Annotated in this window: 24 protein-coding genes; 10 read left to right on the plus strand and 14 right to left on the minus strand. The window is 67.1% G+C overall.

Translation table 11 applies throughout. From position 1 onward, the window contains the following. The first annotated feature begins 14 nt into the window (after positions 1-14). Positions 15-1,310 (plus strand): dicarboxylate/amino acid:cation symporter, encoded by a 1,296-nt coding sequence (locus ACIQC9_RS01675; RefSeq protein WP_400611877.1) that lies wholly within the window; start codon positions 15-17, stop codon positions 1,308-1,310. Between the two features lie 16 nt (positions 1,311-1,326). On the opposite strand, the gene ACIQC9_RS01680 is transcribed toward ACIQC9_RS01675, so the two are convergent. From ACIQC9_RS01680 to ACIQC9_RS01690, 3 genes are read right to left on the minus strand one after another with little or no spacing between them, the layout of a single operon-like run. Continuing rightward, complete coding sequence (locus ACIQC9_RS01680) at positions 1,327-2,394, minus strand: hypothetical protein (RefSeq protein ID WP_400611878.1); 1,068 nt, start codon at positions 2,392-2,394, stop codon at positions 1,327-1,329. Between the two features lie 52 nt (positions 2,395-2,446). After that, the gene (locus tag ACIQC9_RS01685) at positions 2,447-3,628 is read right to left on the minus strand and encodes a hypothetical protein (protein WP_400611879.1); all 1,182 of its coding nucleotides are present in this window, start codon (positions 3,626-3,628) and stop codon (positions 2,447-2,449) included. A gap of 58 nt (positions 3,629-3,686) precedes the next feature. Beyond that, entirely contained in the window at positions 3,687-4,052 is a 366-nt protein-coding gene (locus ACIQC9_RS01690) for a hypothetical protein (RefSeq protein WP_400611880.1), read from the minus strand. A gap of 236 nt (positions 4,053-4,288) precedes the next feature. Between ACIQC9_RS01690 and ACIQC9_RS01695 the strand changes: the two genes are divergently transcribed. Next, on the plus strand, positions 4,289-4,684 hold the full coding sequence (locus ACIQC9_RS01695; RefSeq protein WP_400611881.1) for an OmpA family protein: 396 nt from the start codon (positions 4,289-4,291) through the stop codon (positions 4,682-4,684). An 81-nt stretch (positions 4,685-4,765) separates the two neighbouring features. Here ACIQC9_RS01695 and ACIQC9_RS01700 read toward each other — a convergent pair whose 3' ends face one another. The 4 genes from ACIQC9_RS01700 to ACIQC9_RS01715 form a co-directional block, all read right to left on the minus strand. Further along, positions 4,766-5,170: a hypothetical protein gene (locus tag ACIQC9_RS01700; protein WP_400611882.1), complete on the minus strand. Its 405-nt coding sequence runs from the start codon at positions 5,168-5,170 to the stop codon at positions 4,766-4,768. Positions 5,171-5,456: 286 nt separating this feature from the next. Continuing rightward, a complete protein-coding gene (locus ACIQC9_RS01705; RefSeq protein WP_400611883.1) occupies positions 5,457-5,744 on the minus strand; it encodes a DUF1294 domain-containing protein in 288 nt (95 codons plus the stop codon). 7 nt (positions 5,745-5,751) lie between these two features. After that, positions 5,752-9,051, minus strand: a complete 3,300-nt coding sequence (carB, locus tag ACIQC9_RS01710) for a carbamoyl-phosphate synthase large subunit (RefSeq protein ID WP_400611884.1) — start codon at positions 9,049-9,051, stop codon at positions 5,752-5,754. A 10-nt stretch (positions 9,052-9,061) separates the two neighbouring features. Beyond that, complete coding sequence (locus ACIQC9_RS01715) at positions 9,062-9,376, minus strand: hypothetical protein (protein ID WP_400611885.1); 315 nt, start codon at positions 9,374-9,376, stop codon at positions 9,062-9,064. 390 nt (positions 9,377-9,766) lie between these two features. Between ACIQC9_RS01715 and ACIQC9_RS01720 the strand changes: the two genes are divergently transcribed. Both ACIQC9_RS01720 and ACIQC9_RS01725 read left to right on the plus strand, forming a co-directional pair. Beyond that, a complete protein-coding gene (locus ACIQC9_RS01720; RefSeq protein WP_400611886.1) occupies positions 9,767-10,147 on the plus strand; it encodes a hypothetical protein in 381 nt (126 codons plus the stop codon). Beyond that, on the plus strand, positions 10,148-10,702 hold the full coding sequence (locus ACIQC9_RS01725) for a hypothetical protein (RefSeq protein ID WP_400611887.1): 555 nt from the start codon (positions 10,148-10,150) through the stop codon (positions 10,700-10,702). 61 nt (positions 10,703-10,763) lie between these two features. Here the strand turns inward: ACIQC9_RS01725 and ACIQC9_RS01730 are convergent, their stop codons facing one another. Further along, positions 10,764-11,462 carry an HAD family hydrolase gene (locus tag ACIQC9_RS01730; RefSeq protein ID WP_400611888.1) on the minus strand — a complete coding sequence of 233 codons (699 nt, stop codon included), beginning with the start codon at positions 11,460-11,462 and terminating at the stop codon, positions 10,764-10,766. 205 nt (positions 11,463-11,667) lie between these two features. Here ACIQC9_RS01730 and ACIQC9_RS01735 point away from each other — a divergent pair, with 205 nt between their 5' ends. The 3 genes from ACIQC9_RS01735 to carA are packed head-to-tail and all read left to right on the plus strand — an operon-like array spanning position 11,668 to position 14,969. Further along, positions 11,668-12,432 carry a hypothetical protein gene (locus ACIQC9_RS01735; RefSeq protein WP_400611889.1) on the plus strand — a complete coding sequence of 255 codons (765 nt, stop codon included), beginning with the start codon at positions 11,668-11,670 and terminating at the stop codon, positions 12,430-12,432. Positions 12,433-12,472: 40 nt separating this feature from the next. Beyond that, positions 12,473-13,765, plus strand: a complete 1,293-nt coding sequence (locus ACIQC9_RS01740; protein ID WP_400611890.1) for an amino acid permease — start codon at positions 12,473-12,475, stop codon at positions 13,763-13,765. A gap of 43 nt (positions 13,766-13,808) precedes the next feature. Further along, positions 13,809-14,969, plus strand: coding sequence for a glutamine-hydrolyzing carbamoyl-phosphate synthase small subunit (carA, locus tag ACIQC9_RS01745; RefSeq protein ID WP_400611891.1), 1,161 nt, complete (start codon positions 13,809-13,811; stop codon positions 14,967-14,969). On the opposite strand, the gene ACIQC9_RS01750 is transcribed toward carA, so the two are convergent. Next, positions 14,966-15,232: a hypothetical protein gene (locus ACIQC9_RS01750; RefSeq protein ID WP_400611892.1), complete on the minus strand. Its 267-nt coding sequence runs from the start codon at positions 15,230-15,232 to the stop codon at positions 14,966-14,968. The two genes, carA and ACIQC9_RS01750, sit on opposite strands and share 4 nt — an antisense overlap. A 217-nt stretch (positions 15,233-15,449) precedes the next feature. Here ACIQC9_RS01750 and dnaG point away from each other — a divergent pair, with 217 nt between their 5' ends. From dnaG to ACIQC9_RS01765, 3 genes are all read left to right on the plus strand, one after another. Next, positions 15,450-17,306 (plus strand): DNA primase, encoded by a 1,857-nt coding sequence (gene dnaG / locus ACIQC9_RS01755; protein ID WP_400611893.1) that lies wholly within the window; start codon positions 15,450-15,452, stop codon positions 17,304-17,306. 64 nt (positions 17,307-17,370) lie between these two features. Beyond that, the gene (rpoD, locus tag ACIQC9_RS01760) at positions 17,371-19,338 is read left to right on the plus strand and encodes an RNA polymerase sigma factor RpoD (protein ID WP_400611894.1); all 1,968 of its coding nucleotides are present in this window, start codon (positions 17,371-17,373) and stop codon (positions 19,336-19,338) included. Between the two features lie 98 nt (positions 19,339-19,436). After that, positions 19,437-20,102: a TMEM175 family protein gene (locus tag ACIQC9_RS01765; protein WP_400611895.1), complete on the plus strand. Its 666-nt coding sequence runs from the start codon at positions 19,437-19,439 to the stop codon at positions 20,100-20,102. Here ACIQC9_RS01765 and ACIQC9_RS01770 read toward each other — a convergent pair. From ACIQC9_RS01770 to ACIQC9_RS01790, 5 genes are all read right to left on the minus strand, one after another. Further along, a complete protein-coding gene (locus ACIQC9_RS01770; RefSeq protein ID WP_400611896.1) occupies positions 20,099-20,899 on the minus strand; it encodes a family 16 glycosylhydrolase in 801 nt (266 codons plus the stop codon). The genes ACIQC9_RS01765 and ACIQC9_RS01770 overlap by 4 nt on opposite strands. A 73-nt stretch (positions 20,900-20,972) precedes the next feature. After that, positions 20,973-21,320: a DUF1428 domain-containing protein gene (locus ACIQC9_RS01775; protein ID WP_400611897.1), complete on the minus strand. Its 348-nt coding sequence runs from the start codon at positions 21,318-21,320 to the stop codon at positions 20,973-20,975. 11 nt (positions 21,321-21,331) lie between these two features. Beyond that, on the minus strand, positions 21,332-21,679 hold the full coding sequence (locus ACIQC9_RS01780) for a DUF1428 domain-containing protein (protein WP_400611898.1): 348 nt from the start codon (positions 21,677-21,679) through the stop codon (positions 21,332-21,334). Between the two features lie 48 nt (positions 21,680-21,727). Continuing rightward, positions 21,728-22,219 (minus strand): VOC family protein, encoded by a 492-nt coding sequence (locus tag ACIQC9_RS01785; protein WP_400611899.1) that lies wholly within the window; start codon positions 22,217-22,219, stop codon positions 21,728-21,730. Positions 22,220-22,257: 38 nt separating this feature from the next. Further along, positions 22,258-22,671, minus strand: coding sequence for a VOC family protein (locus ACIQC9_RS01790; RefSeq protein ID WP_400615348.1), 414 nt, complete (start codon positions 22,669-22,671; stop codon positions 22,258-22,260). Positions 22,672-22,674: the final 3 nt, after the last annotated feature.

Below are 22,674 nucleotides of genomic sequence, written 5' to 3' on the forward strand. Positions count from 1 at the left end.
CCTAGCGTGGCGGAATGGCCCGCTCCCGTCTCTTCCGCGCCCTGAAGTCCCTGACCCTGTGGGTGCTCGTCGCCCTGCTGGCCGGCCTGTTCGCGGGCGCGGCAGCCGACACCTGGGGGCTGCCCGGAGGGGCGGGGACCGCCTCCCTGATCCAGTCGATCGGCGAGCTGTGGCTGAACGCGCTGAAGATGACGATCATCCCCCTGATCTTCGGCCTGCTGGTCACCGGCATCGCCTCCATCGCCGACGCGGCCGCGACCGGCCGACTGGCGCTCAAGGCCCTGATGGTGTTCGCCGTCCTGCTGGTCGGGGCGACGATCTACGCCTTCATCGCGTCGGAGAGCCTGCACATGCTCTGGCCGATCGATCCGGCGGCGGGGCAGGCCCTGATCTCCAGCGCGCCCGATTCCTCAACCGTCAGGGAAAGCGCCTCGGGCGCCGGCCTGTCCGGCTTCCTCAGTTCACTGGCCCCGTCCAACCCGGTCCGCGCCGCGGCCGACGACGCCATACTCGCCATCGTCGTCTTCGCCATCGCCTTCGGCTTCGCCACGACGCGGCTGGAATCGCGAATGCGCGCCCCGCTGGTTGGCTTCTTCGAGGCGGTCTCCGCCACCATGATCGTCATCGTACACTGGGTGCTGATGGCCGCGCCGATCGGCGTCTTCGCCCTGTCGATGGGCGTCGGGCTGAACGCCGGCGTCGGCGCTCTGGGCACGCTCAGCCACTACGTCGCCCTCGTCGTTCTGGCCCAGATCGGCCTGATCCTCCTGATCTACCCCGTCGCCGTACTATGGGGCCGGATCGGCCTGCCGCGCTTTATCGAGGGGATCATCCCGGCCCAGGTCGTCGCGTTTTCGACCCAGTCCTCTCTGGCCAGCCTGCCGGCCATGGTCGAGCAGGCCCGGCGCGGCCTCGGCGTGTCCGACGCCACCTCCGGCCTCGTGTTGCCGCTGGCGGTCGCCATCTTCCGCATCACCAGCCCGGTCGCCAACCTCGCCGTCGTCATCTACTGCGCCCACCTGTTCGGGGTCGAGCTTGGACCCGCCGCGTGGCTGGCTGGCGGCCTGACCGCGCTGGCGGTGTCGGTCGGTTCCGTCGGTCTGCCCGGTCAGGTCAGCTTCTTCGTCTCCATCGCCCCGATCTGCATCGCGATGGGGGTGCCGCTGCAGGTCCTGCCCCTGCTGCTGGCGGTCGAGGTCATCCCCGACATCTTCCGCACCATCGGCAACGTCACGGCCGACCTGGCCGCCGCCCGGATCGTCGAGGGCCGCGACGCCGTCGCCGATCCGGAGCCTGGCGCGGGCATCTAGGCGCCGGCTCCGACCCTCAGGGCACGACCGGCAGCGCCAGCGCCCCGTACAGCGTCGGGCTGTCCGTAGACCCCCAGCAGCAGGAGGAGATCAGGAACAGCACGCCGTCCTGCTCCTCGCTGATCCTCAGGCCCGACCAGTCGGTGAAGGCGGGCATCGGCCGCTCCTCCACATGCCCGCCGCGGGAGCGGAAATACCGGTCCCGGCTGGCGCCCACCCAGCCGTCCGGCGTCTCGACGAACCCGTGCAGCGGCCATGGCTGGGGGCTCATCATCCAGCGATCCTTCACCGTCGGCGTCGGTGTCTTGAACACAGATGTGATGGCGTCCCCGCAGACCCGAAAGACTTCGCCCTGACTGGTGCTGAGATGCGCGATGCCCGTGCCGACCACCACGCACCCGGGCTGGTCGGGATCACGGAACAGACCAATCACCGGCGTACAGGCCGGATTGATCGCGCCGCCGCAAAGGTCTGCGCTTGTCTCGCGAGCAAAGGCGACCGAGCCCTCGCGCGTATCGATCCGCCGCAGACCGCCGCCCCATTCGCCCAAGTTGTAGCCGACGTAGAGCAACCCATCGCCGGTCACGGCGATGCGGCCGCCCGTCCCCAGCGTCGCGGCCAGCGACCGCCGGTCCCATCCCCCCGCCGTCGGGGCCAGGAACATGCGTTGGGCCAGCACCGTGGGCCGGTTCTGGCCGGGCCAGTCCACCAGACCGATGGCCTCGCCTCCGCTCGTCTCGCTCGGATGCAGGTACAGCCGCGACCGCTCCGCCTCCTCCCCCGAAGGCGGCCCCGGATTCCGCAGGTCGCGCAGCAGCCATGTCGCCCCGTCGTCCGCCCCGATCAGCGCCCACAGCTTGCCGCCTGCGGGCAGCAGGTCCCGCACCTTCTCCGCCACGATCTCGCGCTCGCCGGTGCGCCTGTCGAACCGCGCCACCTTCCCGCTCGCCCCCAGCAGCCAGATATGTTCCCGCGTCGCCAGCCCCTCGCGCAAGCTGTTGCCCAGATCCGGATCCCGCCAGTCCTGCGCGCCGACGGGCAGGGCCAGAAGCCATGTGGCGAGGATCAGGACGAGAGTGCGCATCCGCAGACTATGGATGACGGCGTTCTGGAGGGCCAGCGGGGTCAGCCCTCAGTCACTGCGCGGGCGAGGTGTCTTCGTCACGCGCCTCCAGACCGGTGATCGAGCCGGGGTGCTGAGCCGCGATCTCATGGCACCGATCCCGGATGCGCTCGTGAGCTTCCCTCCAGATACGACGTTGCCGCATGGGGGTCTGGCGGTTCAGGCCGCGCGTCAGACCCACGGCGGCGCGCTGCCGCTCCTGACCCGCCAGCACGACAACGCCCGCATCCTCTGCTGTCCAGCCTGTCGCCAGAGCCTTGGTCTCGAACTCGGAGATGGCTCGGGAGGCGACGCTCAGATTGACGGAGTAACCCGCAGTTCTGCAGAGTTCCAGCGCCGCCGTAAGCTGACCCACGGCATCGCCTTCCGTCGCAAGGCCCGGCGCGGGCGTTCGTCGGGCCATGTTGGCAATGACATCGCTGTCGACCGGCGTCTGGACACGGAAGCGCACCGTGAAGTTGGCGTGGCTTTCGATAGGGCTGCCGTTGACCGAACCGGGGCGAAGGCGCGCCTCCGGGAGAGCGTCGAGGACTGCTTGCCCGAAACCCTGTCCCGCCGGATTCTCGTTCAGGATTTCGCACGCCCTGAGCGTCGATGAGACGGTGACCACGCACCGGACATAAACGCTCGCCTCCTTGCTATAGGCGCCGGCCGGAAACTGCGCCCGGGGAAACCTGATCCAGACCGTCGGTTCGTAGGTTCGTCGCCAGTCGTCCGGTAGCGGCGGCTGGTTCAGCGCCGCCAGGTTCCGCACAAGTCCCGGCGTAAAATGGCGGCTCCAGATACGGCCTGACGGATTGGAAAACTTCGTCTCGATCGCACTGAGCACATCCATCGAGCCCTGCACCAACGCCCCGTTGTCTTCCAACGTGGCGGCGCAAGTCGATTCGTCCGTTCGCCCCGCAGCGGGTTTGGGATCCGCGTAACCGGATGCAAACGCCAGATCCAGCACCGGCGCGGCCGCACCGGCGGCGCGTGTAGCGGCCACCATTGAATCGACCTCAGCCCCGTACCCTTCTGGTAGATAGTCGCGGCAAAGGCGAGTGGAGTCCCCAAGGCTTCGGACCAGAGACAACGCCGCCTTTTCGTCCAGAGAGAAGGCCGACCACGTGCCGGCGTCTATCAGGTTCGCAGGGTCCTGCTCGACCGTGGCCGTCAGAAGGGAAAGCGCCAACACGGAGGTAAAGCTCGCCATCATCATCTCACCTCTTCCACGAAATTCTGTGTCTCTCGCCGCTCTCGGTTCACGGGCGCTACCTGGGCAGGCGGCCCGACGGCCGGAACTCGGGGCGGGGGCAGGTCGGTCCCGTCGCTTCCACCGGCGGATTGCGCAGGTCGAAGTCGCCCGTCAGCATTTCCCGCTCGTCCCGACTTCTCATCACTACCCAGACGGTGCAGGCTGAGGCGTCGCCGCGACAGGACGCCGCCCCCACGCGATACGTCTCCGGCCGGGCGCCCGGATACATGCAGGCCGTGATCGTGGTCCCGACCTCCTGCGTGGCGCTCAGAATGGGGATCATAGGAGCCCCGCGTTCCGCCGGCGTTTCCTGAGGGGCCGCCCCGGCAAGCGCGAACAGCGAGGCGACCGCCGTGATCGAGGACAGCAGGACGGCTTTCATGAAGACCCTCGCGACTCAGATCGTTTCGACCTCAGCTTGCAGGGTTTTGCGCCTGTCCGACAAGCAGAACATCGATCGGCGACCCGTGGCGGCCGTGGGCCATCGGGGGTAGGGTCCCCGTCATGCAAAGCCATTCAATAGGCGTCATCGAGATCATCTCCCCGTCGTCTGGCAAGGTCCGCCGGAGAGCACAACGATCACAGACGAGGCTGTGCGGGCGCCTGGTGGCATGCGCCATGATGCTGCTCGCCCCTGTCCCCGCTTTCGCTCACGAGTTTCTGGACTATTTCGAGTACGGCCGTGCGGAGCTCTCGCCGGCCGGCTATGTGATGACGCGATCCGTCGCCCGCTACGCCCTCTCGGGCCGCCCCGCGCGGATCGTGATCACAGGGTTTGTCGATACGGCTGAGGAAATCTCGTTCTCCGAAGAACTCGCGCGCAAACGGGCGCAGAGCGTGGCGACCGAGCTTGTTCTGATGGGTGTGGACCCCGCACTGATCGAACAGCACGCGCGGGGAGGGGAAGCACTGGCCAGACCCACGCCGCGGAACACGCCGGAGCGGCTCAACCGGCGTGTTGTCGTGAGCGTAAGTTTCCACCAAAGCTCGCCGGCCGCCAACCTGCAACGCTGATGATCCTTGGGTCCGGGTTGGGGGCGCTGGGCAAAGGCGGCTTTCGACCCATTCCGGACCTCCAAGCCGTCCGCTCCCCGCCTACCCCGTCATCCACTTCAGCCGCTCCAGCGCATCCGCAGCCCGCAACAGCGCCGTCGCCTCCGCCGCCTGTCCCCGGCTGATCAGCCATGCCGCCCTCCGCACCGCCTTGGCCATGGCCGCGCGCGGATCGACGACGGGCGCATCGGGCAGGGCGTCGAGGTCGGCGAAGCTCATGAGCGCGTGCGCGGGATCGTCCGCGCCGCCGCGCAGGGGTTTCAGGTCCAGCCGTTTCGCGATGACCTTGCGCGTCCAGCCCTCGGCCATGGCGCGCCGCCGCAGGTTGGCCAGTCCCACGTCGAACCGGCGGGCCACCGATGGTGCGGACTCACCCGCGACATAGGCCTCACGCACCCGTTTCCACGTCTCGGGTCCCCGGTATTTGCGCAGACGGTGGTGATCCATCGCCGAAGACTGGCACGCCGCTCCGTCAGAAGCGGTCGTACGCCGCCTCATCATCCACCGTTATCCTCGGGCTTGACCCGAGGATCAGACCATCCGCGCCGGACTGCCCGATCCCTGACCCGCGGTCGCTGTGCAGCAGCCTGCCAACCGAACCTCTGATCCTCGGGTCAAGCCCGAGGATGACGGAAGAGCAGTTCGCAAAATTTCATGGCCGATGTCGTCAAACTCACCGCCCGGGACGGCGGTGCACTATCCGAAATCACCGGCAGTTAACCGGTCGGATCCCTCATCGTAACAGCAGCCACATCACGCCCGCCGAGCCAGCCACGTGCACCACCAACGCGGCGCCCAGCAGCGTCCGGAACGGTTCCTTGCGGGTCTTGTGGCGCAGCAGATGCTGTCCGAACCATGCGCCGAAGCCGCCGAGCAGGGCGGCGACCAACAGGGTCCGCTCGCGCACACGCCGGCCGCCGTTGCGGGCCTGCGACTTGTCGAACCAGAACAGCCCGAACGTCGCGATCTGAAGCAGGCCCAGCACGATCAGCGCCCGGTCAATCGTCGAGAACCCGTCCATCAGGCGGTCAGGCGTATTCCTGCACCGCCCTCACATCCAGCTCGCCGGCCTTGATGGCCGCGATGGCCTGCGCCGCCGCGACGGCTGCCGGGACGGTCGTGAAGTAGGGGATCTTCATCATCAGGGCCGTCCGGCGCAGGCTGAAGCTGTCCTGCAGCGACTGCTTGCCCTCGGTGGTGTTGATGACGATCTGGACCTCGCCGTTCTTCATCGCGTCGACGATGTGCGGACGACCTTCCAGCACCTTCTTCACGAACCCGACCGTCAGGCCCTGTTCGGTCAGATAGCTGTGCGTGCCGGCCGTCGCAATGACGGTGAAGCCCTCGGCCAGAAGCGCGCGCGCGGCCTCGGCCACGAACGGCTTGTCGGCCTCCTTGACCGAGATAAAGGCGCAACCCTTCGTCGGCAGAACCACGCCGCCGCCCAGCTGCGCCTTGGCGAAGGCGCGGGCGAAGGCGGGCGCCATGTCGGTCTCGCCGTCGCGCTTCCAGTCCAGTCCCATGACTTCGCCGGTCGAGCGCATCTCGGGACCGAGGATGGTGTCCACCCCGGGGAAGCGGGCGAACGGGAAGACGGCTTCCTTGACCGCGATGTGGTCGTAGCTGCGGTCCGTCAGGCCGAACGACGCCAGCTTCTCGCCGGCCATCACCTTGGCGGCGATGGCGGCGACCGGCGCGCCCATCGTCTTGGCCACGAACGGCACGGTGCGGCTGGCGCGCGGATTGACCTCCAGCACGAAGATGCGCGGCTCGGCGCTGTGCGGCTCCTCGATCGCGAACTGGACGTTCATCAGGCCGCGTACCTTGAGCGCGCGGGCCATGGCCTCGGTCTGGCGCTTCAGCTCCGCCACCACCTCGGCGGACAGGGAGTAGGGGGGCATCGAACAGGCGCTGTCGCCCGAGTGGACGCCGGCTTCCTCGATATGCTCCAGCACGCCGGCGACGAAGACCGTCTCGTCGTCGCACAGGGCGTCGACGTCCACCTCGGTCGCGCGGTTCAGATAGTGGTCGATCAGCACGGGATCGTCGCCCGACACCCGCATCGCTTCATGGACGTAACGGTCCAGCTGCTCGCGGTCGTGGACGATCATCATCCCGCGTCCGCCCAGCACGTAGGAGGGACGCAGGACGACCGGATAGCCGACTTCGTCCGCCTTCTGCGCGGCTTCCTCGGCGCTGCGCGCCAGACCGTTGGGCGGCTGCATCAGGCCGATGTCGTGCAGCATGACCTGGAACCGCTCGCGGTCCTCGGCCAGATCGATGGAGTCCACGCTGGTGCCAAGGATCGGCACGCCGTCTTCCTGAAGCGCATGGGCAAGCTTCAGCGGGGTCTGGCCGCCGAACTGGACGACCACGCCGATCAGCTCGCCCTTCGCGCGCTCGACGTCGATCAGCTCCAGCACGTCCTCGGCCGTCAACGGCTCGAAATACAGCCGGTCCGAGGTGTCGTAGTCGGTCGACACGGTCTCGGGGTTGCAGTTGACCATGATGCTTTCGACACCGATGTCGGCGAAGGCGAACGCCGCGTGGCAGCAGCAGTAATCGAACTCGATCCCTTGCCCGATCCGGTTCGGTCCGCCGCCCAGAATGATGGCCTTCTTCGCGTCGGTCGGCTTCGACTCGCACTGCGGGATCTGGCCCAGAGCACCGGTCTCATAGGTCGAATACATATAGGCGGTGGCGCTGGCGAACTCGGCCGCGCAGGTGTCGATCCGCTTGAAGACGGGACGCACGTCCAGCGCGCGACGGGCCTTGCGGACGTCGGCCTCGCTCGCGCCGGTCAGCTCGCCCAGACGCGCGTCCGAAAAGCCCTTGGCCTTCAGCTTGCGGAAGTCGGTGGGCGTGGTCGGCAGGCCTTGCACGACGACATGGCCCTCGGTCCGCACGATGTCGGCGATCTGGCGCAGGAACCACGGCTCATAGGAACAAGCGGCGTTGACCTCCTCGATCGACAGGCCGTGACGGAAGGCCTGCGCGATGACGCGGATGCGGTCCGGCGTCGGCTGACCCAACGCGCGCACCACGGCGGCGCGGGCCGAGGCGTCGTCCTCGGCGTCGATGGTGCCTTCGATCTCGATCTCGTTGAAACCGGTCAGGCCGGTCTCCAGCCCGCGCAGGGCCTTCTGCATGCTTTCCTGGAACGTCCGGCCGATGGCCATGACCTCGCCGACCGACTTCATCGAGGTGGTCAGATAGGGCTCGGACCCCGGGTATTTCTCGAAGGCGAAGCGCGGGATCTTGGTGACGACATAGTCGATGCTCGGCTCGAAGCTGGCCGGCGTGACCTGGGTGATGTCGTTGGTCAGTTCGTCCAGCGTGTAGCCCACGGCCAGACGCGCCGCGACCTTGGCGATCGGGAAGCCAGTGGCCTTGGACGCCAGCGCGGACGAGCGCGACACCCGCGGGTTCATCTCGATTACGACCATGCGGCCGTCCGCTGGATTGATCGCCCACTGGACGTTCGATCCGCCCGTCTCGACGCCGATCTCGCGCAGGACGTTGATCGAGCCCGTGCGCATCCGCTGGTACTCTTTATCCGTCAGGGTCAGGGCCGGGGCGACGGTGATGCTGTCGCCGGTGTGCACGCCCATCGGGTCGATGTTCTCGATGGAGCAGATGATGATGCAGTTGTCCGCCTTGTCGCGGACGACCTCCATCTCGTACTCCTTCCAGCCGAGCACGCTCTCCTCGATCAGCACCTCGGTGGTCGGGCTCAGGTCCAGCCCGCGCTCCACGATCTCCCTGAATTCCTCGACATTGTAGGCGATGCCGCCGCCGGTGCCCGCGAGGGTGAATGACGGCCGGATGATCGCCGGCAGGCCCACGAACTCCAGCGCATCATCCGCCTCGTCGATGTGGTGCACGGCCTTGGAGCGGGGGCTTTCCAGTCCGAGCTTGTCCATGGCGTCGCGGAATTTCTGACGGTCCTCGGCCTTGTCGATGACGTCGGCGCGCGCCCCGATCATCTCCACCCCATGCCGCGTCAGCGCGCCCGACGCCTCCAGCGCCAGCGCCGTGTTCAGCGCCGTCTGCCCGCCCATGGTCGGCAGCAGGGCGTCCGGCTTCTCCTTCGCGATGATCTTCTCGACAATCTCCGGCGTGATCGGCTCGATATAGGTCGCGTCGGCCACTTCCGGATCGGTCATGATCGTGGCCGGGTTGGAGTTGACCAGGATGACCCTATATCCCTCGGCCTTCAGCGCCTTGCACGCCTGAACGCCGGAGTAGTCGAACTCGCAAGCCTGACCGATCACGATCGGCCCCGCGCCGATTATGAGAATTGACCGGATGTCCGTGCGTTTGGGCATCTCAGCCTCCTCAGTTGGTCACGACCGCGCACTCCCAGCCGTCATAGTCCAGCTGGAAGGCCGCGGCCCAGGATTGCATCATGGACGACACCGGCGCGAACGAGGCCTCGTCCACGGCGATGGTGGTCTCAAGAACGGTCGCATCGTCCGACCCGCGCGTGACGAAGCCGGCCCTTTTGGCCACTTCGTTCAGGTCGTCGTGGTCCCCGTCCCCGTAGAAGTAAAACAGGGTGTGACGGGGCGTGACGCCGCTGTCGCCGTGCTCGGCCAGCGCCGCCCGCACCATGGCGTCGCGCTCGTCGTGGCTGACGTCGGATGCGGACACGTTCGTCAGGCTCCCTCGCGCGCGAGACCCCGCGCACGCCTCGCGGCGGCGGGGACTCGATGGGTTGTCGGTTAAGCGGCCCGTCTAAAGACGGGGCGGGGCAGGGGCAAGGTCAAATACGGCCGCCAACGCGCCGGGCCTGATCGAATCTTTGTCGCAAGGCCCTCGCGAGTTGATCGGGAGCGGTCAGGATAGCGCCGATCGCTCGGGCCAAGCGGAGGCCTTCGGTGGCGAGATGGGATTTAACGTCGGATGAGACGGGTTCTGGTTTCGGTCGCTATGGCCGCATTGTCCGCGGGGCAGGCGAACGCTCAGGAGTCAACGCCAGCCGCGCCGGTCGCCGGGACCGCTGATCAGGCCTTTCAGGTCGCGCGGCTGGGTGACAGTAGGATGACCTGCGAGACCCTGATCAATGAGATCAATACGCTGAACGGGGAACTTGCCCGCGGCCAGACCGCCATGACGGGACGGGCGATGGATTCGACCCGTGAGAGCATGCGGGGTCCGGCAGGGCCGTCGATGGCGTCCACGGCGCTTACAGTGGGAAGCGGGATTATCGGAGCGCTGGTTCCCGGCGCCGGCCTTGTGCTCGGCGCGGTCCAGGGGGTCGCTGACGCGGCGACGGAGGCCGCGATCGTCGCCCACCAAGCGAAGCAGGAGCGACAGATGAGCGAGTTGATGACCGAGATGACCGCGGGAACCGAGGCGATGATGCCGCTTATGGGGCGGGTCGATCACCTCACCGACATCTCGATAAGCAAGGGGTGCTAAATGCTCGGCGTCATGAAATTTTCCATGCTGGCGCTCGCGCTTTCCACCGGCGGGACGCCGGCGATGTCAGGCGAATTCGGGCAGGAGACGGCGCCAACCGTCGACCCCTCCGGCTATCAGGTGGCCCGGCCGGGAGATACGCAGCTGAGCTGCGAAGCGCTGGCGGCGGAGATTGTTCTCGTCGAACGCGAACTGGCTGAGATGCAGGCGGCAACTGATCGCGTAATCGCGGGCATGCGGCCGCGCAGTCGGGTCATGCCGGGACAGCGAGAGGCGGCGGTCGCCAACTCCATCGGCGGCGCGGTTATCCCGGGCGGCTCAATCATTGTTGCAGCAGGAACGCATCAGGCGGTCATGGCGGCGCGGGAGGGCCGGGAGCAGCAGGCCATGAATGTTCTGGGTGAGCACATTCAGGGACAGTCCCGGAGCAAGGAGCTGGTGTTCAGCCGCTTTGACCATCTGCTCAGGATCTCGGAGCGAAAGCGCTGCGGAATCGTGCCGGCAAGCCTGCAGGGTCTGTCGATGGGCGACGCTCCGCCCAGCAGCGGCGGCTAACGCGATCTGTCGCCGTCTGCCGACGAGCTCGCGGCTGCGGTCGTTGCAGCCGTTTCGCTTGTCAGACGCACCGCTCAGCAATCCAGCCGGGCAGATCCGCTATCGTTTCCAGCGCGCCATAGCGAGCGTGGCCCTCCGGCGCATCGGCCAGTTCGTGCGCCCAAGTGACATGATAGGGGATGTGCACCCCGAACGCCCCGGCCTCGAGCGCCGGCAGGACGTCCGACTTCATCGAGTTGCCGGCCATCACGGCGTCCGTCGCTCCCGTGCCATGGCGTGAGAAGACCCGGTCGTAGGTGCCGCGATCCTTCTCCGAGACAATCTCGACCGCCGCGAACAGGTCGCCCAGTCCCGAGGCCGCCAGCTTGCGCTCCTGATCCAGCAGGTCGCCCTTGGTGATCAGGACCAGTCGGTAGCGCTCTGACAGCGCCGCAAGCGCCTCGTCGACGCCGGGCAGGGTCTCGACCGGGTGGGCCAGCATCTCGCGGCCGGCCGCGAGGATCTCCCGCACCACGCTGGGCGGCGCCTCGCCATCGCACAGCTCCATCGCCGTCTCGATCATCGAAAGGGTGAAGCCCTTCACGCCGTAGCCATAAAGCCGCAGATTCCGCTTCTCGACCTCTGCCAGCCGCGTGCCGAGTTCGGACTCGTCCGCGTGGTCCGCCAGCAGCGCGGCGAACCGGGCGTGGGTCAGCCGGAAGATGGTCTCGTTGTGCCAGAGGGTGTCGTCGGCATCGAGGCCTACAGTCGTGATCGTCATGGGGCGCTGAGTGCCGCAGACCCGGCGTTCGGGCAAGCCGTCCCGGATCGGGACGGCCCACGGTGAATGCTGTCTTGACCATCTTCATCAGTCGTTCGTCAGCGTGTTGGGCGCAGCTTCATCGGACAGGACTGCGTACCGGGTCCGGACGAAAGTGATTGAAGTGCCGTACCAGGACAGAGGCCCCATTCCAGAAGGCATGGTCGTGGACCCGCTGGCCCCCGCATCCGGGGTGCTGGGCGAACGACGTGCCCTGTCGGCGCCCTATGAGAGCGTGACCTTCCCTCTTGTGACCCGATCCCGGCGCGAGCTGGTGATCACCCTCGCGGCCCAGCCGATCTTCGACCTGTCCCTGTCGCGGCCCGTCAGCCGCCGCATCCGGCGCACGGTGCGTCATGGCGGCGGTGTCGAGGCGCTTCAGGCGCTTGGCCGACGCTCGCTCGAGCAGGTCGATCTGAAGCGCATCGACATGCAGAGCCTGAGGCACGGTCTCGACCTGCTGAGACTGGGGCCCGAGGACAGCGGAATCGTCCCGTCCTTCTGGCGTACGGTGGCGTCCAGTGGAGGCCGGTTCGCCTTATTGTGCGCCGAAATGCTGGATGAGGCTGCTCCCGGGACGCTGCTGGTCGAGGTCATGGGCGGGCTGGAGCAGGCGCCGGTCGAGGCGATCAACGACGCCATCTCGCATTTCGAGACCTCTGCGCTGGGCGTTATCCTGCACGTCGCGCCCGATGTCGGCATGGTCCGTCGCATGGCGCTGGCCCACGCCCAGTGCCTGTCGCTCGACTTCGCCGGGGTCGCTCACGAGAACGCCCGCGACTGGCAGGCCGCGGCCCAGCTGATCGGCGCGGCGCGCGACGCCTGCCCGCAGGTCCTGCTGCTGAACCTGCGTCCGGATCGCGGACTGGCGGCCCAGAGCGCGGGCGCGACCCATGCGGTCTTCGCCGGCATGCATCCGATCACCGTCTGAACGGTTGACGCGGCGGCCTCGCTGGGGCCTGTCATGCGGCATGATCGACAAGCACAAACTGGGTTGGGGCCTCGCCGCCCTGGTCGTGGCCGGCAACATGATTGGCTCGGGCCTGTATCTGCTGCCCGTCAGCCTGGCGCCGATGGGGGCCTCGTCCCTGATCGGCTGGCTGGTGGCGGCCGTCGGCGCGGCGACGCTGGCGCTGGTGTTCGGCGCGTTGGGACGGGTCGCGCCCGGCGCTGACGGCCTGTCGGGCTATGCGGAGCGCGGTCTGGGGCGGTTCTTCGGGTTTCAGGTGTCGCTGGCCTTCTGGGCCGCCTGCCTGATCGGCAATGTCGCGGTCGCCGTCGCGGCCACCGGCTATCTCGGCTTCTTCTGGCCGGTGCTGAAAGAGCCCGTGGCGGCGACCTTCTGCAATCTGGCGCTCATCTGGATCGCCACCATCGCCTACATCATCGGCGCGCGGACGGCCTCGTGGCTGGCGGCGACGGCGCTGGTGGTCGGGCTGATCCCCATCGTGATCGCCGTGGTGGCGGGCGCGACCGCCTTCGATCCCGCCCTGTTCGCCGCGTCGTGGAGCCCGGGCGGGGAACCTTTGACACAGTCGGTGCCGGCCTCGTTGGCCATTATCTTCTGGGCCTATCTGGGCGTCGAGAGCGCGGCGGCCCTGTCGCACCGGGTGAAGAATCCGGCCCGCGACGTCGGCCGGGCCTCGATCGCCGGCGCCCTGCTGGCCACGGTCGTCTATGTGGCCGCCACCGTTGCGGTGTTCGGCGTCATTCCGCTGGACGAACTGGCGCAATCGACCAGCCCTTATGCCGATCTGGCCGGGCGGGTGTTCGGCGCCTCCATTGCCGGCTTCGTGGCCCTGTGCGCCATTGCCAAGACGCTGGGCACCATCGGCGGCTGGACCATGATGGGCGGCGAGACCGCGCGTGCTGCGGCCGGGCAGGGGTATCTGCCCTCGGGCTTTGGCGGCGACCGCACGCCGGTGGTGACGCCCCTGCTGGGCGCGGCGGTGATGAGCGTGGTCGCCATCCTGTCGGGCCAGCCCACGCTGGGGGGTCAGTTCGGGCTGCTGGTGGGCGTGACGTCGGTGCTGACCCTCAGCATCTACGGCGTCTGTTCGCTGTCGCTGTTTCGTCTGACGAAGACAGCGGGCGCACGCACCATCGCCGTCGCGGGACTGGTGTTCGCCATCGCCGCCGTGTCGTTCGCGGCCAAGGGCTACATCCTGCCGACCCTCGGGTTCGTCGCCCTACTGACCGCCGTCTGGTTCGCCTTCATGCGCAAGGGCGCGGCGCCGGTTGACCCCGCGCCCTCAGCCCCGTAGCTACGCCGCCGTTTGCCGGGTTCGCCCTTCAGGAGATGACGCCATGACCGAGAAGCTTCTCCCCGGCGTTACAGGCGTCCTGGCGCTCGCCGATGGCACGATCCTGCAAGGCGTCGGCTGCGGTGCGACCGGCAAGGCGCTGGGCGAGGTGGTCTTCAACACCGCCATGACCGGCTATCAGGAAATCCTGACCGACCCGTCGTACATGAGCCAGATCCTGGCCTTCACCTTCCCTCACGTCGGCAACGTCGGCGTCAATGTGGAAGACGTCGAGCAGATGGGCGGCGGCTCGGACACCTCGGCGCGCGGCGCCATCTTCCGCGACGTGCCCACGGACCCGGCGAACTGGCGTTCGGAAAGCAGCTTTGACGACTGGATGACGCGCCGCGGCGTGGTCGGTCTGGCCGGCGTTGATACCCGCGCCCTGACTGCCCTGATCCGCGACGGCGGCGCCCCCCACGCGGTGATCGCCCACGACCCGAACGGAAACTTCGACGTGGACGCGCTGGTCGCCGAGGCCGCGGCCTGGACCGGTCTGGTCGGTCTCGACCTTGCCAAGCCCGCCTCGACCCTTCAGTCGTTCGAGTGGGACGAGGGCCTGTGGGACTGGCCGGAAGGCCATCCCCGCGTGGACGCCGCCGACAAGACGGTCGTGGTCATCGACTATGGCGTGAAGCGCAACATCCTGCGGGCGCTGGCCTCGACAGGGGCGAAGATAACCGTGGTGCCGGCGACGACGACGGCGGAAGAGGTTCTGGCGCGCAATCCCGACGGCGTCGTCCTGTCCAACGGACCGGGCGACCCGGCCGCGACCGGCGAATACGCTGTCCCGGAGATCCGAAAGCTGGTCGACAGCGGCAAGCCCGTCTTCGGCATCTGCCTGGGCCACCAGATGCTGGCGTTGGCGCTGGGCGCGAAGACCGTGAAGATGGATCAGGGCCACCACGGCGCGAACCATCCGGTGAAGGATCTGACGACCGGCAAGGTCGAAATCGTGTCGATGAACCACGGCTTCACCGTCGACCGCGACAGCCTTCCGGATGCGGTCGAGGAAACCCACGTCAGCCTGTTTGACGGCACCAACTGCGGCATCGCCCTGAAGGACCGCCCGGTGTTCAGCGTCCAGCACCACCCGGAAGCTTCGCCCGGGCCGACGGACAGCCTGTACCTGTTCCAGCGGTTCGCGGACTCGATGAAGGGCTAGGGCAGGGGCGCGAAGCTCTTCTCTTCCCTCAGCGCGGACGCCTTGCGCACCGCCACGGGCGCGGCGTGCAGCCAGTAATCCGCATCCTCCAGCCGATCGGCCTTCAGCCGCTCCAGCCCGCGCATCCGCCTGAGCGCCGCATTCTCCAGAAGCCGGGCGTGCAGGGCGCGCGGGGTGAGTTCGAGGATGGCGGGGGAACCGGGGACGGCGACGGCGTCGGGGCCTTCAGGCTCCACCGCCGGGCGGGCGATGGCGATGAACATGGGCGTCTCGGATAAGCAGGGCGCCGCTTCTGCAGCCGGTCAGGGTGTGGATCAAACCACGCATTCTGTGGATAGTTCCGGCTCGTGTCCAAAAAAAGGTTATGTAGATCAATCGGTTATGAACACGATTTCGTCATCTTGGTTAATCAAAGGTTAAGGCTGGCGGCGTTTGGCTTCACCGGTGGCGCGCCTGTCGTTGGACGCGTATGCAGACAGGGTGCGTTTCGACGACCGTTTTATCGAGGAACTGAAGGCCCGCCTTCGCCCGTCCGACATCATCGGGCGGTCGGTGAAGCTCAAGCGTCAGGGACGCGAATACGTCGGCCTGTCGCCTTTCTCGAAGGAGAAGTCGCCCAGCTTTTTTGTCAATGACGACAAGGGCTTCTTCCACGACTTCTCGTCCGGCAAGCATGGGGACGTCATCTCCTTCCTGCAGGAGACCGAACGCCTGAGCTTTGTCGAGGCGGTGCAGCGGCTGGCGGGCGAGGCGGGCATGACCCTGCCGGCCGAGGACCCGCAGGCGCAGGAGCGCGAGCAGAAGCGTCAGGGTCTGAACGACTGGATGGATCTCGCCCAGAAATGGTTCGCGGCCAACCTGCGCCGGTCGCCGGGCAAGGCGGCGCGGGAGTATCTGGAGAAGCGCGGCCTGCCGGAGGATCAGTGGGAGCGGTTCGGGCTCGGCTATGCGCCAAATGACCGCGAGGGCCTGAAGCAGGCTCTGGTCCAGCGCGGCGCGCGGCCCGGCGATCTGGTCGAGGCCGGCATGCTGATATCGCCGGAAGGCGGCGGCCAGCCCTACGACCGGTTTCGCGACAGGCTGATGTTTCCCATCCTCGACGCGCGGGGCCGCATCGTCAGCTTTGGCGGCCGGGCGATGAACCCGGACGATCGGGCCAAATATCTGAATGGCCCAGAGAGCCCGCTCTTCCATAAGGGCGCGACCCTGTACGGCCTGCCCGAGGCCCGCCGCATCCTCGGCGCCGAGAGCAAGTCCGACCAGTCGATCGTCGTGGTCGAGGGCTATATGGACGTCATCGCCTGCCAGAGGGCAGGCCTGCCGGCCGTGGCGCCCATGGGCACGGCCCTGACTGAGGAGCAGATGGAGCGGCTGTGGCGCGTGTCGTCCGAGCCGGTGCTGTGCTTCGACGGGGACCCGGCCGGGCGGCGGGCGGCCTATCGCGCCATCGATCGCGCCCTGCCGCAGCTGAAGTCGGGCCGGTCGTTCCGCTTCGCCCTGCTGGACGGCGGCAAGGACCCCGACGACATCCTGCGCGATCAGGGCGCGCCGGCTCTGCGGCAGGCGTTGAACGCGACCCGCCCGTTCGCCGAGGTGCTGTTCCAGAAGGAAGCCGAGGTCGAGCCTCTGGACACGCCGGAGCGTAAGGCCGGCTTCAAGGGCCGGCTGCGCCAGCAGGCCTCCGCCATTCAGGACAAGGATCTGGCCGAACAGTATCGGCGCGAGCTGTTCGACCGCTTCGACGCCCTGTTCCCCCAACGCCGGGCGCCGCAGGGGCCAACCGCTCAGGGCGGCCGCCGCTGGGGGCCGCCGCCGGTGCTCGGTCAGACCGCCGAGGGCGCGCAGGCGATGCAGTCGCTCAGCCGCGCCATCGAACCCGTGGCCGCCGCCTTGGCGCACGCGGCGATCGATGACCCCGAACGCATGGACGATCATCTGGAGGCTATCGCCTCGCATGGCTTCGGCGATCCGTCGCTCGACGGACTGGCGCAGGAGATGGTGCGGCTACGGTTCAGCGGGCAAGACCTTGACTCAGCCGCGCTCCGTCGCCATCTGGCGCAATCGGGTCATGACGTTCTAATGCGCGAGGTCGAGAAGGCGGCGGCAAAGTCCGGCGCGCCTTTCCTGGCTGCAGACAAGCCCCTCGGCGAGACGAGGATCCGATGGTCGCAGGCGTACGACGCGCTCACCCGCGTCGCCGCCCTGGAAGACGCCCTGTCTTCGGCGCGTGGCGTGCCGGGGCAGGACGAGGCGTTCCGCCGGCTGAAGGCCGAGCGGGATGCGTTGCGTCGCGCGATCAAGACTGGAGAAATTTGGGAAGACAGCCCGGGTTCGTAACCAACGACCCGGCAAATCGTTGTATCGGGCGGACGGCTCCCCGCCGCCCCGGAGAAGAGACTGTATGAGCGCCCAGACCGAGACGCAGGAACCTGAAGTCCAATCGGACGGTCCGCTGCTCGACCTTACCGACGCCGCGGTGAAGAAATTCATCAAGCAGGCGAAGGCCCGCGGCTACGTCACCATGGACGAGCTGAACAAGGTCCTGAGTTCCGAAGAGGTGTCCGGCGACGCCATCGAGGACACCCTGGCCATGCTGTCCGAGATGGGCGTCAACGTCGTCCAGGACGAGGAAGAGGCCGCCGAGAAGGAAGGCGAGGGCGGTGAGGTCACGACCGCCGCCGAGACCGCGGTCGCCGAAACCCCGGCCAAGTCCGCCTATGACCGCACCGACGACCCGGTGCGCATGTATCTGCGCGAGATGGGCTCGGTCGAACTGCTGAGCCGCGAGGGCGAAATCGCCATCGCCAAGCGTATCGAGGCCGGCCGCGACGCCATGATCTCGGGTCTGTGCGAAAGCGCCCTGACCTTCGAGGCCATCATGGTCTGGCGCGACGAACTGGCCAACAACCGCATCCTGCTTCGCGAGGTCATCGACCTTGACGCGACCTACGGCGTGCTGAACCCGTCGTCGCTGCCGCACAACCAGCCCCAGCCGCCCATCCCCGGCCAGCCGGTGCCCAAGCCGGAAGCCAGCGAAGAGGGCGAAGGCGGCGAGGAAAAGCCTGAGAGCGACGAGGACGACGAAGACTTCGACGACGGCGGCGGCATGTCGATCTCGGCTCTGGAAGCCGAGCTGCGTGACGGCGTCATGGAAGTGCTGGACGCCATCGCTGGCGACTTCCCCGGTTTCCGCAAGCTGCAGGACAAGCTGGTCGAGGCCCGCCTGAAGGGCGAGGTTCTCAGCGCCAAGGACCAGAAAGCCTATGACGCCCTGACGACCGAAATCTCCGGTCGCCTGAAGACGATGAAGTTGAACAACAACCGCATCGAGGCGCTGGTCGAGCAGCTGTACGCGATCAACAAGCGCCTGATCGGCCTCGAAGGGCGCCTGCTGCGTCTTGCCGACAGCTACGGCATTTCGCGTCCGGAATTCCTGAAGTCCTACTTCGGCAAGGAGCTGGATCCGAACTGGGCCGAGAGCGTCAAGGAAATGGGCGTGCGCTGGACCAAGTTCAGCGAGAACGAAGCCGGCCAGATCGGCCAGATCCGCGCCGACGTCGCCGCCGTGGCCACCGAGGCCGGCCTGCCGATCGACGACTACCGTCGCATCGTCCAGACCGTCCAGAAGGGCGAGCGCGAGGCCCGTCAGGCCAAGAAGGAAATGGTCGAGGCCAACCTGCGCCTCGTGATCTCCATCGCCAAGAAATACACCAACCGCGGTCTGCAGTTCCTTGATCTTATTCAGGAAGGCAACATCGGCCTGATGAAGGCGGTCGACAAGTTCGAGTACCGCCGCGGCTACAAGTTCTCGACCTACGCCACCTGGTGGATCCGTCAGGCGATCACCCGCTCGATCGCCGATCAGGCGCGCACCATCCGTATTCCGGTGCACATGATCGAGACGATCAACAAGATCGTCCGCACCAGCCGCCAGATGCTGCACGAGATCGGCCGCGAACCGACCCCGGAAGAACTGGCCGAAAAGCTGGCCATGCCGCTGGAAAAGGTCCGCAAGGTTCTGAAGATCGCCAAGGAGCCGATTTCGCTCGAAACGCCCATCGGCGACGAGGAAGACAGCCACCTTGGCGACTTCATCGAGGACAAGAACGCCATCCTGCCGATCGATGCGGCGATCCAGTCGAACCTGCGCGAGACCACCACCCGCGTTCTGGCGTCCCTGACGCCGCGCGAGGAGCGCGTCCTGCGCATGCGCTTCGGCATCGGCATGAACACCGACCACACGCTGGAAGAAGTCGGCCAGCAGTTCTCGGTCACCCGCGAACGCATCCGTCAGATCGAGGCCAAGGCGCTTCGCAAGCTGAAGCACCCCAGCCGGTCGCGGAAGTTGCGGTCCTTCCTCGACAGCTGATTTTGACAGGGCGGCCTTCGGGTCGCCCTTCTCAATTCCGGCCTGCGTTGTCAGCGTCGCCGTTCCCCGGCATCGTACGTGCAGGGGGAGGGGTGATCATGGCCAAGGCGGAGTTTCGTCCGGCGGAGGGACAGAGGCTGGATGCGTTCGTGGACGCGGCCTTTGCGTTCGCCGTGTCGCTGCTGATCATCGCCGGCGGCGAGCCGCTGCGGTCGTTCGACGATCTGGTGCAGGCCTTGCTGCGAATACCGGCCTTCCTCGCCGGATTCGCGCTGATCCTTCTGTTCTGGCTGGCGCACCGGACGTGGTCGACGCTGGGGCCACGGCGGGACGGACAGGCGACGTGGCTCAGTCTGGCGGTGGTGTTCGCGGTGCTGATCTTCGTCTTCCCGCTGCGCCTTCTGATCGAGACGGCAGCCCATTTCATTTCGGGAGGTCGACTGCCGGGGGCGGGGCTGGTCTCGACCCTGTCGGACCTGCGCTGGACCTATTTCGTCTACGGCCTCGGCTTCGCGATCCTGGCCCTGCTGTTCACCCTGCTGTTCGCGCAGGCCCGTCGCACGGTCGACAACCCACAGCGCAAGCGGGCGGCTTATGAATGGACGCGCAGTTGGGCCCTCGCGCTCGTCACCGGCGTCCTCTCGGCCCTGATCGCCTTGACGCCCCTGCTGCGCGCCGCCCCGTGGCTTCCCGGCTGCACCTACTGGCTGATCCCGGCCGGCGTGGGTCTGTTCGCCTTCATGGACAGCAGGAAGGCGGCCTAGTCTTTCCGCCAGACCCGGACCCAGTCGATCTCCATCCGCTGGGGGAAGGCCGCATCGTCAACGGCGCCGCCCAGACCTCCGCCGACGGCGATGTTCAGGATCAGCTCGAATGGCTGGTCGAATGGCCAAGTCGCCTTGTCGCCCCCGCCGTCGTTGTCGAAGCGATAGAACTCACGCCCGTCGATGGCGAAGCCGATGCCAGTCTCTGTCCAGTTCGCCTGATAGACATGGAAGGCGTCGCAGGCGTCGGCGACCGTGACCTCGCCGCCGCGTTGGGTGCCGGCCACGTGGTTGTAGGCGCCGGTGTGCACGGTGCCCAACACCACGCCCGGCCGGTTGCCGACGTGCTCCATGATGTCGATCTCGCCATCCAGCGGCCAGTCGGTCAGCGCGGTCGGCAGCATCCAGATCGCCGGCCATGTTCCGCCGCCGCACGGCAGCTTCGCCCGCACCTCGATCACGCCATAGGTCCACCCCTCGCGGCTGACCATGCGGGCGGAGGTGTAGTCCTGGCCGCCGAAGTCCGCGGCGTGCTCGAGCCGCTCCTTGCGCGCCTCTATGATCAGATGGCCGTCCTCTACACGGGCGTTCTCACCCCGGTCGGCTGAGTAATACTGGCGCTCCTCGTTGTACCAGCCGGTCTTGTTGGCGTGGGTGTCGAAGCTCCACTTCGCCGGGTCGGGCGCGCCGTCGCGATCGAACTCGTCGGCCCACACCAGACTGTGGCCGGGCATCTCCTGCGCCAGAGCGACCGGGGCGACGGCGGCGAAAGCCAGGCTGATCAGCAGGGTGCGCATGGCGGGACGATAGCAAAGGGGCGGAGAGATGCGATCCCTCCGCCCCTCCGGGCGATCACTTCGGGTGACGTGATCAGAGTTCGTGGATGGTCTCGAACCCGCCATAGATCATCCGCTTGCCGTCGAACGGCGGGTTGAGCTTCGTCATGCGGTCATCCTGCATGAACTTTTCCCAGCCGGCGTCGCGCCTGGCCTTGTCGGGCCAGACGATCCAGCCGACCGCGACGGTCTCACCCGCTTCGGCCTGAACGGCCTTCCTGAAGTCGGTGATCTTGCCGTCAGGAACGTCGACGCCCCAGTTCTCGGTGACGGACAGGGCGCCCGCTTCCTTCAGCAGGGCGTCGGCCGCGCGACAATGCTCGATGTAGGCGTCCTTCTGGTCGTCGGGCACGGCGATGACGGAGATATCGACGAAGGGCATGGCTTGTCCTCTCAGCTCTCGAAGATCGGCGCGAACCCGCCCCACATCATGCGCTTGCCGTCGAACGGCATGTCCATGTCGGAGAAGTCGGGGTCGGTCTGCATCTGCTCCCAACATTTGTCGGCGGTGGCGCGGTCGGGCCAGCGCAGCCACGAGAAGACCACCACCTCGTCGGCCTCAAGCTTCACGGCCAGATCGAAGCCGGTGACCTTGCCGGGCGGGATGTCCTCGCCCCAGGTCTCGACCTGTTCGAGGCAGCCGTACTTCTGGAACAACGGCCAGGATTTCTTCGCCGAGGCGATGTAGCGATCCTTGTCGACGGTTTTCACGGGGGTCAGGAAGCCGGTGATGTAGGACATGGGTCGTCTCCTCTTTTCTTGCTTTGGTGAAACAGGGCCGCGACCGGGTCAGCCGGCCTTGTCGGCGGCGGCTTCCAGTGCGGCGATGTCGATCTCCTTCATGGTCAGCATGGCGTTGAACGCGGCCTTTGTCCGGGCCGGGTCGGGGTCGTCATAGAAGGCCATCAGTCGCTTCGGCGTGATCTGCCAGTTGACGCCCCAGCGATCCTTGCACCAGCCGCACTGGCTCTCCTTGCCGCCGTTGCCGACGATGGCGTTCCACAGACGGTCCGTCTCGGCCTGATCATCGGTGTGGATCTGGAACGAGATGGCCTCGGTCTGCGGGAAGTTCGGCCCGCCGTTCAGGCCCATGTAGCCGCGGCCCGCCAGGGTGAACTGGACCATCAGCTCGCCGCCGGCGTGCATTGACGGGTTGTCGACCGGGCTGCTGTGCACGGAGTCGATGCGACTGTCTGGCAGGCCCAGCGAGACGTAGAATTCGGCCGCTTCGCGCGCCTGACCCAGGTCGTACCAGATGCAGGGAATGATCTTGTCGCTCATGAGAAGTCCTCCGGTTGAGGTCGCGGCACAATAACGCGTCAGGCGGCCTGTGGATCGGCGCCGGCGACGACAGCGGGGTCCATCCACACGCTTTCCCAGACGTGATCGTCCGGATCGGTGAAGCCTCGGCTGTACATGAAGCCGTGATCCTGAACGGGGTTGGGATCGGCCCGGCCGCCGGCCTTCACCGCCGTCTCCACCCATGCGTCAACGGCCTCGCGGCTCTCGCTGGTCAGGCAGAGGCCGTATTCGCTGGAGCCCTTCGGCGCGAGGGGCCGGTCGGTGAACGTCGCCCAGCGCGCGTGGGTGACCAGCATGATCGCGATGGTCGGGGACAAGCTGACCATGGCGGCGGTGTCGTCCGAGAACTGCGTGTTCTGCACAGCGCCCACCTTCTCGTAGAAGGCGATGGCGCGGGGCAGGTCAGCGACGGGAATATTGATGAAGATCATGCG

The sequence above is a fragment of the Brevundimonas sp. NPDC092305 genome (assembly GCF_044755415.1).
Taxonomy (GTDB): domain Bacteria; phylum Pseudomonadota; class Alphaproteobacteria; order Caulobacterales; family Caulobacteraceae; genus Brevundimonas.

What these genes read in the sequence shown, in the direction of transcription:
- ACIQC9_RS01675 (WP_400611877.1), top strand. Translation starts at nt 15, where the DNA reads ATGGCCCGCTCCCGTCTCTTCCGCGCCCTGAAGTCCCTGACCCTGTGG.
- ACIQC9_RS01680 (WP_400611878.1), bottom strand. Translation starts at nt 2,394, where the DNA reads ATGCGCACTCTCGTCCTGATCCTCGCCACATGGCTTCTGGCCCTGCCC.
- ACIQC9_RS01685 (WP_400611879.1), bottom strand. Translation starts at nt 3,628, where the DNA reads ATGGCGAGCTTTACCTCCGTGTTGGCGCTTTCCCTTCTGACGGCCACG.
- ACIQC9_RS01690 (WP_400611880.1), bottom strand. Translation starts at nt 4,052, where the DNA reads ATGAAAGCCGTCCTGCTGTCCTCGATCACGGCGGTCGCCTCGCTGTTC.
- ACIQC9_RS01695 (WP_400611881.1), top strand. Translation starts at nt 4,289, where the DNA reads ATGATGCTGCTCGCCCCTGTCCCCGCTTTCGCTCACGAGTTTCTGGAC.
- ACIQC9_RS01700 (WP_400611882.1), bottom strand. Translation starts at nt 5,170, where the DNA reads ATGGATCACCACCGTCTGCGCAAATACCGGGGACCCGAGACGTGGAAA.
- ACIQC9_RS01705 (WP_400611883.1), bottom strand. Translation starts at nt 5,744, where the DNA reads ATGGACGGGTTCTCGACGATTGACCGGGCGCTGATCGTGCTGGGCCTG.
- carB (WP_400611884.1), bottom strand. Translation starts at nt 9,051, where the DNA reads ATGCCCAAACGCACGGACATCCGGTCAATTCTCATAATCGGCGCGGGG.
- ACIQC9_RS01720 (WP_400611886.1), top strand. Translation starts at nt 9,767, where the DNA reads ATGACCTGCGAGACCCTGATCAATGAGATCAATACGCTGAACGGGGAA.
- ACIQC9_RS01725 (WP_400611887.1), top strand. Translation starts at nt 10,148, where the DNA reads ATGCTCGGCGTCATGAAATTTTCCATGCTGGCGCTCGCGCTTTCCACC.
- ACIQC9_RS01730 (WP_400611888.1), bottom strand. Translation starts at nt 11,462, where the DNA reads ATGACGATCACGACTGTAGGCCTCGATGCCGACGACACCCTCTGGCAC.
- ACIQC9_RS01740 (WP_400611890.1), top strand. Translation starts at nt 12,473, where the DNA reads ATGATCGACAAGCACAAACTGGGTTGGGGCCTCGCCGCCCTGGTCGTG.
- carA (WP_400611891.1), top strand. Translation starts at nt 13,809, where the DNA reads ATGACCGAGAAGCTTCTCCCCGGCGTTACAGGCGTCCTGGCGCTCGCC.
- ACIQC9_RS01750 (WP_400611892.1), bottom strand. Translation starts at nt 15,232, where the DNA reads ATGTTCATCGCCATCGCCCGCCCGGCGGTGGAGCCTGAAGGCCCCGAC.
- rpoD (WP_400611894.1), top strand. Translation starts at nt 17,371, where the DNA reads ATGAGCGCCCAGACCGAGACGCAGGAACCTGAAGTCCAATCGGACGGT.
- ACIQC9_RS01765 (WP_400611895.1), top strand. Translation starts at nt 19,437, where the DNA reads ATGGCCAAGGCGGAGTTTCGTCCGGCGGAGGGACAGAGGCTGGATGCG.
- ACIQC9_RS01770 (WP_400611896.1), bottom strand. Translation starts at nt 20,899, where the DNA reads ATGCGCACCCTGCTGATCAGCCTGGCTTTCGCCGCCGTCGCCCCGGTC.
- ACIQC9_RS01775 (WP_400611897.1), bottom strand. Translation starts at nt 21,320, where the DNA reads ATGCCCTTCGTCGATATCTCCGTCATCGCCGTGCCCGACGACCAGAAG.
- ACIQC9_RS01780 (WP_400611898.1), bottom strand. Translation starts at nt 21,679, where the DNA reads ATGTCCTACATCACCGGCTTCCTGACCCCCGTGAAAACCGTCGACAAG.
- ACIQC9_RS01785 (WP_400611899.1), bottom strand. Translation starts at nt 22,219, where the DNA reads ATGAGCGACAAGATCATTCCCTGCATCTGGTACGACCTGGGTCAGGCG.
- ACIQC9_RS01790 (WP_400615348.1), bottom strand. Translation starts at nt 22,671, where the DNA reads ATGATCTTCATCAATATTCCCGTCGCTGACCTGCCCCGCGCCATCGCC.